At 44.5% G+C, this 8,254-nt stretch carries 8 protein-coding genes; 1 reads left to right on the top strand and 7 read right to left on the bottom strand.

Annotation, left to right across the window (positions count from 1 at the left end):
- Positions 1-369: site-specific integrase (locus CHA6605_RS29480; protein WP_015328827.1), on the bottom strand; the 369-nt coding region annotated here is incomplete at its 3' end.
- Positions 370-651: 282 nt separating this feature from the next.
- Positions 652-1,665 (bottom strand): tyrosine-type recombinase/integrase, encoded by a 1,014-nt coding sequence (locus CHA6605_RS29475; RefSeq protein ID WP_015328826.1) that lies wholly within the window; start codon positions 1,663-1,665, stop codon positions 652-654.
- A 451-nt stretch (positions 1,666-2,116) separates the two neighbouring features.
- Here CHA6605_RS29475 and CHA6605_RS29470 point away from each other — a divergent pair, with 451 nt between their 5' ends.
- Positions 2,117-3,160: a fatty acid desaturase gene (locus CHA6605_RS29470; RefSeq protein ID WP_015328825.1), complete on the top strand. Its 1,044-nt coding sequence runs from the start codon at positions 2,117-2,119 to the stop codon at positions 3,158-3,160.
- A gap of 133 nt (positions 3,161-3,293) precedes the next feature.
- Here CHA6605_RS29470 and cfa read toward each other — a convergent pair whose 3' ends face one another.
- From cfa to CHA6605_RS29445, 5 genes are all read right to left on the bottom strand, one after another.
- The gene (gene cfa, locus CHA6605_RS29465) at positions 3,294-4,427 is read right to left on the bottom strand and encodes a cyclopropane fatty acyl phospholipid synthase (RefSeq protein ID WP_015328824.1); all 1,134 of its coding nucleotides are present in this window, start codon (positions 4,425-4,427) and stop codon (positions 3,294-3,296) included.
- Between the two features lie 58 nt (positions 4,428-4,485).
- A complete protein-coding gene (locus CHA6605_RS29460) occupies positions 4,486-5,724 on the bottom strand; it encodes an FAD-dependent oxidoreductase (RefSeq protein WP_015328823.1) in 1,239 nt (412 codons plus the stop codon).
- A 46-nt stretch (positions 5,725-5,770) separates the two neighbouring features.
- Positions 5,771-7,306 (bottom strand): phytoene desaturase family protein, encoded by a 1,536-nt coding sequence (locus tag CHA6605_RS29455; RefSeq protein WP_015328822.1) that lies wholly within the window; start codon positions 7,304-7,306, stop codon positions 5,771-5,773.
- Positions 7,307-7,415: 109 nt separating this feature from the next.
- Positions 7,416-7,610, bottom strand: coding sequence for a heavy-metal-associated domain-containing protein (locus CHA6605_RS29450; protein ID WP_015328821.1), 195 nt, complete (start codon positions 7,608-7,610; stop codon positions 7,416-7,418).
- A gap of 111 nt (positions 7,611-7,721) precedes the next feature.
- Positions 7,722-8,072 (bottom strand): hypothetical protein, encoded by a 351-nt coding sequence (locus CHA6605_RS29445; RefSeq protein ID WP_015328820.1) that lies wholly within the window; start codon positions 8,070-8,072, stop codon positions 7,722-7,724.
- Positions 8,073-8,254 lie beyond the last annotated feature (182 nt).

The following is an 8,254-nucleotide window of genomic DNA, read 5'->3' as shown; positions in this document are numbered from 1 at the left end:
GCGTTGCTTTGGTGCTTTTACGCCCCAGACGGGGTTATGCGAAAGTAGACCATATTCCATCGCTGCATCGTACATGCGACTCACAGCGACTAATTTGAGGGCAATGGTGGCAGGTTTGTATTGCTGTTGAACTAAGTTATGGCGGTAGATTTTAATCGCATCCCGCGTCACTTCTAGTGGTTGGAGTTGATTGACCTCACACCAGAGCAAGTACTGTTTCGCTTCGCACCAATAGGTACGGATGGTTTCGCCACTAGCACCGCCGGATGCCACATCGAATTGGAGGAAGCTGGTAAATGCGGCAATTAGGGGATTGGCATCGAGGACAAAAGTGGGTGTACTGGTGGTAGTACTAGTGGGTTGCTCCATTGAATTTAGCCTGATGCACGCAGGTATTTAGGTCATCATCAATTCCATCAGTTTTAATAATTCCAGGGTGGCAATAAATTGCTGGGAAATTTGGGGGGATTAGATCTGTTCTTTAAATATACCGCTAAGTGCTATTAGCGGTATATGCTTTTTCTGTAGTTGTTACCAGACATCGGTTAGAGCCGATTCCCAAATTTTGATGTTTTCGATCGAAAAGCCCACAGATCCACCCCGATTTGAGGAGGTAGAAAAGTCAGATAATATTCACACAGCGGGGTAAATCTAAACTAGATCTGCCAAAATATGAGAAGCTTGTTCTTGATATTGCTGCCGATTATCTTCATAACGAGAGAGAATGTTCGGGTTGGTCAGACGGCTTAATCCTTGTGCGCCACGAACATTCCCTTCACTAGCATCGAGATACGCTGTAATCGCACTGTGTCTGATTTGGTGAGGGGAGACTACCGTGTCAATCCCAGCGGATTCGCTAAATTTTCGGACTAACCGATAAATACTGCTGCCATCTAATCGATGTCCTTTGCTGCGACGATCTAAACTGACGAAGAGTGGATCTGAGGGCTGACAATTGCCTCTGAGAGCCAACCAATCGACAATCGCGCTTGTGGTAGCTGGAGCTAGGGCGATGAGACTGTGCTGGATTTTTCTGTTGTCCACGATCGTTAGTTTCCCCACCAGATGCTCTTGGATAGAGGATTCAGAGGCGGCAGAGGCTTTGCCAAGGCTAACGAAATCTTCTACGTTCAAGTTAGAGATTTCGCCACGTTTCAAGGCGTTATCCCACAGGAGTCGAAGGATCGCATAATCGCGACTGCCTTTGACTGTCGCTCGATCTGGTAAACTAATGATGTCGTGGAATCCTTGAGGGGCAATGCCTGTGGTATCTCGATAACCGTCAACTTTCAACCCTGTTACGTCGCTCAAGTTGAAGCTGCATTGTCCTAACTGATGGGCGTATTTGACTAAGGATTTGAGTGCGGATAACCGCGTATTAATCGTGCTGGGGGCTAATTTTGCGGCGATGAGTAGGGAGCGGTAGTAGCAAACCTGATAGACTGCTTCATTCTGTGCAAGAGCGAGAAATCGACCTAAAGCTTGTGGCGAGACGCTGCAATTGTAGATTCTCTGGTAGAAATCAGCAATTGCTTTAGCATAAGTATGTTGGGTGTTGGGTGAGATGTTCAGTTGCAGGAATTCCGACCATAGCTTTTGGGCTTCACCGCTTTCCAGCGGTGATGGGGGATTGGGAAAAATCTGGGTGGGGAGATCCTGTCTCATCAGATGCTCCGAGCGAGGGGAATTGCTTTCTAGTATAGCGCACGGTAAATTAGTTTATCGCGTCCTCATTTTCCACTCGCTCCGCTCTCCAGTCGCACGGTGTCACGAGCGAAATTAAGAACGAGACAATGAATTTTGTCTAATCTACAGAGCTTAAAATAATGATTCTCAACAGGAGAGGATCGTGGGAGCGAACTAGCCGAATGTGGGAGCAAATAGTTCTGTCCTGCGTCGATCTTCATCTAGTGGCAGAATTTATATTTTGTGCGTTGACCACTACTAGCATCTAGCCAAAGACTGAGCTAGGATAAACATCCGCGATCGTTAACAAAACGGTACTTAGTTCGGCTACAAATTAATAATTTCCACCGTTCGATCGATCGAGCGGTGTCCGATCGGCAGTAGCAGCAACGGGGCCTTATCCATACTCCTTGGAGATCTAAACCGCTACATGACATTATCGATCGATCGCGAGCCAGACACCGTGCTGTCCCCGAAGCTCAAACTCAAACAGATCGTCCAATCTTTACCAAAATCAGTTTTTGTTAAAGACAATAATCAAGCTTGGCTGATGGTCATCAAAACTATCGTCGCAGTGACGCTAGGTATGGCGGCAATCGCTGTTGCGCCTTGGTACCTTTTACCCCTGGCGTGGGTATTTACAGGTACGGCAATGACTGGTTGCTTTGTCATCGGTCATGACTGTGCCCACCGTTCCTTCTCAACAAGTCGGAAAGTCAACGATCTCGTCGGTCATCTGTTCATGTTGACCCTGATTTATCCCTTCCACGGTTGGCGATACGGGCACAATCATCACCACAAGCACACCAACAAAATGGATGTGGATAATGCGTGGCAACCGTGGCGACCTGAAGACTACAAGGCAGCTCCAACTTGGCTGCAAGTATTCTATCAAGCCATGCGCGGTCGGTTATGGTGGTTGGCATCACTGCCCCATTGGGCACTAGTTCACTTTAACTGGCGCAAGTTTCCAGCAGGCAAAACCAGAGATGATGTCAAATTCTCAGCTTTGGTGGTGATTATCGTTGCCGCAGTTATGTTCCCAGTCATGATTGGGACGGTTGGCATCTGGGGCTTCGTTAAGTTTTGGTTGCTACCCTGGCTGGTATATCATTTCTGGATGAGTACCTTCACGATCGTCCACCATACAGCAGCAGATATTCCGTTTACACCTGAAGGTGAATGGAACGAAGCGATCGCGCAACTATCTGGTACGGTGCATTGTGACTACCCTCGCTGGGTGGAATTCCTCTGTCACGATATCAACGTTCACGTTCCCCATCATATTTCGACAGCGATTCCTTCTTACCGACTGCGGCAAGCTCACGCGATTATCAAAGCTAATTGGGGTGAATATATCAAAGAACGTAAGTTCACTTGGGAAATGATGAAAGATATTACCGATAAATGTCATCTCTATGAACAGAATGAATTTTATCAAACCTTTCGTGAGTTTGACGCTAAGGATAATTAGGCTTTAGCTAAACTAAAAACAACTATTAGGGTGGGCAGCGATTCGCGCACGCCTTTGTTTCCCGATGGTTTAGCGAATCAAGACAATACCCACCCTATTTATTATTCACGATCGATATTCACAAAGGTTGAAATCATCTCACTGTCGGATATCCACCAAGAATTCCATTTTTGGAAAACATAATTTGCCAAACTTGAATATGTCTCGATCTAAAAGCTCCTGCCGACATTAATAAATAATATTTCCACATCCTGTAAAACTCATCTCCATATTTATCTGCTAATTGTCCCCAGTTATTATCAAAATTATGCCACCAAGCCATTAAAGTCGGATCGTAATATTGGCCAAAATTATGCCAATCTTCTACTACAAATATTTTCTCGGCAGATGCACAAATCTGAGCAGCCGAAGGTAATAATGCGTTTGGGAAAATGTATTTATTAATCCACCTATCTATATAGAATTCGGTATAATTACTACCAATCGTATGCAATAAAAATAATCCATTATTCTTAAGACAACAGTTAACTTTTTCCATAAACACACGATAGTTTTTATGCCCAACGTGTTCGATCATTCCTACAGATGCAACTCGATCGAATTGCTCATCAAACTGACGATAATCTTGTAAAATGAACTTTACTGGTAAGCCTTTACATAGTTCTTCTCCTAATTTTATCTGTTCTTGGGAAACCGTTAGCCCAACACAAGATACCTCATACTTTTCGGCAGCATATTTCATCAGACTGCCCCAACCACATCCAATATCTAATAGCGTCATACCTTTTTTAAGCTGTAGTTTTTGACAAATTAAATCTAACTTTGCTGCTTGAGCATCCTCCAAGTTCTGAGCTGTTTTCCAGTAGCCGCAGGTATAGGTCATTCTGGAATCAAGCATGAGTTGATAAAGTTCGTTTCCCAAGTCGTAATGGTGTTTGCCAATCTGAAAACTCCGGTTCAGGCTCTGCATGTTCCAAAGTTTTGCTTTGGCAGTTTCTAGCACTGTAGCTAGATCGCGATCGACTAGATTGTAGAGGTTCGAGCGGAAAATTTTAGTAAAAAACTCATCTAGATTTGGGCAATCCCACCATCCTTCTACGTAAGATTCACCCAGTCCCAGCAATCCTTCTCTCAAGATTCTTTGATAAACATCAGGGTTGTGGATTTGCAGATCCCAAGGACGATCGCCATTAGTTTGAATGTCGGCTGAGGCTAACATATCCTGAATATGGCTGTGAAATTTGGGTTTAACTAAGTTGATTAGCATTATCGAAAACCTTGAATGAAGAATTGCTGGTATCCTACTTACTACCTTTTACTGTCAATCAATGGGATAGAACTAAGGCTGAACCAACCAGTTGAGCGACTCGAAAAGCAGAGGCGATCGCTCCTTCATGCAAGCCATCTCCTAGATAAGCTCCCGCATGGTAGGTATTGTTCTCGCCGTTAGTCTCAACTACTTCATCCCGATATCGAAAAGATTCAGTGGTATACATCGGCGTGTGATGTTCCTGAGTGTGAATAATGCGATCGGGTGCAATCAATTCCTCTAATTGGAACGATAAAAAATTATGCTCTGGTGTTGTAATTCCACAAAGCTGATTCAAGCAGCCGTTATAACCCCAGCGACCGTCTGGCTTTTGGAAAAAATCAAATTCTGAGGGTTGGGTGATGCCGTGACGGGCGTAGACAGAAGTATCTCGATGAACTAAAGTCGTTGCATAGTTGGCTTTCCAGGCAGAAAACCGTTTAGTTTCAGCCTCCGTCGGGTCGGCTAATAACGCCATTACTTGGTCGGGGGGCGTAGCGAACACGACTTTATCGAACTCCTGAATTTCACCTGTAGAGCGCATGATTTTGACACCATCAGGACTTCGGACAATTCGATCGATCTCGACATTGAGCACGATCTCACCCTTAAATCGCTCCAGGATTTTTTCAATGTAAGTATAAACGCCGCCCTTAACCCTGACCCAGTTGACAGCGAGATAGTCGCGTAAAGTAGGAATCGCCAACTCTGCGGGAAAATCATTAATTAGTTCAAATGGGATCGAATAGCTATACATCACCACCAACTTCAGCCAGGTATCGCGGATCTCAAAGCCTTTCAAGTATTCTGAAAGCGGACGATTGGCGAGATCTGGCAAGTTAGCAAATTGCGTTCTCAACCACAATCCAACGGAACGGGCATAGATGGCATCAAGGCGTAACTTTTCAATCAGCCCGTGGAGACCTGCGAAGTTCTTTTCGATCGTTACTGCCGATAGAAAGTGGTCGCCATCCTTGAGAAACATCGCCGAACCAATATTGACGGGTTCTACTTCCACACCTAGATCTTGCATCAGCGCGATAAAGTTGTAAAACACAGTTGGAAATTCGAGCACTCCAGCTTCCAATACCTCATCACAAGCGGACTGGTTGGGTTTGACGTTCTTGTTCAACGTCCGAATATGTCCGCCGAGGATGGGCTGTCGTTCAAACACGGTGACATGATGCCCTTGTTTATCGAGTAGATAGGCTGTAGCCATGCCACTAGCTCCACTTCCAATTACAGCAATTCTCATAGTTGACTCCTAAATTGATGAATGTAAGTAATGTGCGATCGTCTATTTAGTCGTCTAAAATCACGTCGCCGGATAATCGTTGATACAGTATTGCTCCCGTCCAAACTGTGCCAGCAAAGCCTGGATAGCCAGATGAGGCATTACAGAAATAGAACTGGTTGAGAGAAGTTTCGTGATTCAATCGCCCTAAACCTACATTGCGTGGGGTCAGAATGGAACCGTAAGAATTCCCTTCTGGACACCAGCAATAGCGTTCATTGGTAGTCGGGCTGCCTGTAATATCGAAGACCATGTGTTGCCTGAAATTCGGGACATAATGTTTCTCCACAACATCGAGGATCGAATCTAAAATCTCTTGCTTTTTCTGCCTGTAAGCTTTGGGATCGCTCTCCCGCAATTGTTTAAAGTAGTCATAATTAGCAACGGTGAGGAATTCGACAATCTGGCAGTCTTCAGGACAATCCCGACTCGCTGTTGTCATCAAAGTGGGGGTGGTGATGGCAAAACTGGGATTAGAATAGTCATGGCGATCGTACATTTGCGCGAAGGCTTCATTAAGATCTTCATGTCCGGTATGCGACAGATTCCACTTACCAAATCCATAGTCGCGAAGGTCGAGATCTTTGACGACACAATAAGCCATGTAGTTAGATGCCGAATAGTCATAGTCGAGTTTTCGGCGCACCTTTTGGGAGAACTTTTCTGACCCAATCATCTTCGCGGCTCGTTGAGGATCGATATTGCAAATCACAGTATTACCTGTAAATTCAGCGGTTTGATGGGTGGTGAGATCCATCGCCTGAACTCCCGTCACCGTTTTATCTGTGACTTGAAAATTTGTAATCTCATGGTTTAGCAGTACCTCTCCTCCATGCGATTCGATGACCTTAACCAAGGAATTAATTACATCCTCAAAATGCTGAGTTGGGTAAAACGCACCTGCTTGATAGCCCCTGAATAATGCGACCCAAGCAAAGAAGGAGAGTTGATTTGGCGGTAGTAAAAAGTCCAGCCATTGCAGAGCTAAAAGGGTTTGTGCGGCTTGAGGAAGCTGGAATTTGTCAAATACATCCTGAAGCGTACTGTTGACGTTCGAGATGGCACTGAACGCTGCCTGGGGATGCTTGAGTAGTTCGACAGGATCGATCGGCGGAGCAACTATTTTTAAGCCTGCACCAGTTTTCTCGACTTCGTTAACAAATTGGCGAATTCGATCGCTATGTGCCGGAAATAGTGCAGATAATCGCTGAATTAATTCCTCTGGTTCCGATGGAATATCCATTTTGTATCCAGGCATTCGCATGTGGTCGAAACCTTCTGGATCGTACCGCTCAAAAGTTACTTCCTTATCTAAGCCCAGTTTTTTGAGTACTTGGTTGACGGTTTGCCCTTCACCACAGCTCCAAACGTAGTGAAATTGAGCGTTAAACGTATACTTTTTAGCCATCGTAAATGTATGACCAAAGCCGCCTGGATGCTCGTGAGCTTCGAGGATTTGGACAGTCTTACCAGAGTTTGCCATCAGAGCACCAAAGGTCAATGCTGACAAACCACTGCCGATAATCAGGTAATCTGGTTTCATAAGAAGTTCCTGGAATAATAAACATCTTTACGCCATTGCGTTGGTGCCTGTGGAGTAATTAGGCATCCAGTCATCGGTTCTAAATGCAGTCAGAACCGATCGCACTGAATTAATTAGGGCGATAACCAACCTTAGCCATCGCTGCCTTAATTGTTGCTTCAGGAGATTGAGTTTCTACCGATACAGTCTTAGTTTGGGGGTCGGCCTGAACGGTCGCATTAGCATCGACTGTTTTAATCGCGTCAGTGATGGTACTGACACAACCACCACAGCTCATATTGGGAACTTTTAATTGGAGTTTCATGGTGTTAAATCTCGATCTTTAGGGTGGTTTAGTTAGGAGGAATTTTGTAAAGGAGCAGTAATCCTCTACCTTTTTAGAATACGATCTAATTATGAGGATGTTATGAGCGATTCAAAACTCTTCAGCTTTTTGTTCCCTGCTATTTAGACAGTAATCTCTACAATCAACTGCTTGCTCAGTCAGTGCAGTTTCTGGATGAAGCGCACACTTGAGATAGTGATTATTACTAAAATATCGACAGCGATGACATGGAGTCTTGAGAGGTGGTTTGAGAGGTGGTTTGAAGCTGGAGAAATGCTGCCGACTCTTGGGAATGCAAGCATAGATGAAAATACCGATCGTCCAAAATACAGCAAAGCTAATTATCACAAAAGCTGTGTCAGAGTCAGTAAAAAATTTAATTCCTTGCTGGTTTGGCGGAAACGAATTAGATGGTTGAGTTATTATCGATTTTGCTGCCATTTGCGTTCCTTCCCGAACATAGAATCTCTTGTTAGAACGATTTGAAATTAATGTTCAGCGAGTTAAATTTTGGTTTTTGGGTGGTTATTTATTAAAAATGTTTTGAACGATGCTCCTCCAAGAAAGATTACGCCAACTAGCAGTACTCTCCTTTTCAATCCGTTGCTCTTTCCTGTGCGGGC

Source organism: Chamaesiphon minutus PCC 6605 (genome assembly GCF_000317145.1).
Taxonomy (GTDB): Bacteria; Cyanobacteriota; Cyanobacteriia; order Cyanobacteriales; family Chamaesiphonaceae; genus Chamaesiphon; species Chamaesiphon minutus.
This window is presented reverse-complemented; position numbering and strand designations above follow the sequence as displayed.

What these genes read in the sequence shown, in the direction of transcription:
- CHA6605_RS29475 (WP_015328826.1), bottom strand. Translation starts at nt 1,665, where the DNA reads ATGAGACAGGATCTCCCCACCCAGATTTTTCCCAATCCCCCATCACCG.
- CHA6605_RS29470 (WP_015328825.1), top strand. Translation starts at nt 2,117, where the DNA reads ATGACATTATCGATCGATCGCGAGCCAGACACCGTGCTGTCCCCGAAG.
- cfa (WP_015328824.1), bottom strand. Translation starts at nt 4,427, where the DNA reads ATGCTAATCAACTTAGTTAAACCCAAATTTCACAGCCATATTCAGGAT.
- CHA6605_RS29460 (WP_015328823.1), bottom strand. Translation starts at nt 5,724, where the DNA reads ATGAGAATTGCTGTAATTGGAAGTGGAGCTAGTGGCATGGCTACAGCC.
- CHA6605_RS29455 (WP_015328822.1), bottom strand. Translation starts at nt 7,306, where the DNA reads ATGAAACCAGATTACCTGATTATCGGCAGTGGTTTGTCAGCATTGACC.
- CHA6605_RS29450 (WP_015328821.1), bottom strand. Translation starts at nt 7,610, where the DNA reads ATGAAACTCCAATTAAAAGTTCCCAATATGAGCTGTGGTGGTTGTGTC.
- CHA6605_RS29445 (WP_015328820.1), bottom strand. Translation starts at nt 8,072, where the DNA reads ATGGCAGCAAAATCGATAATAACTCAACCATCTAATTCGTTTCCGCCA.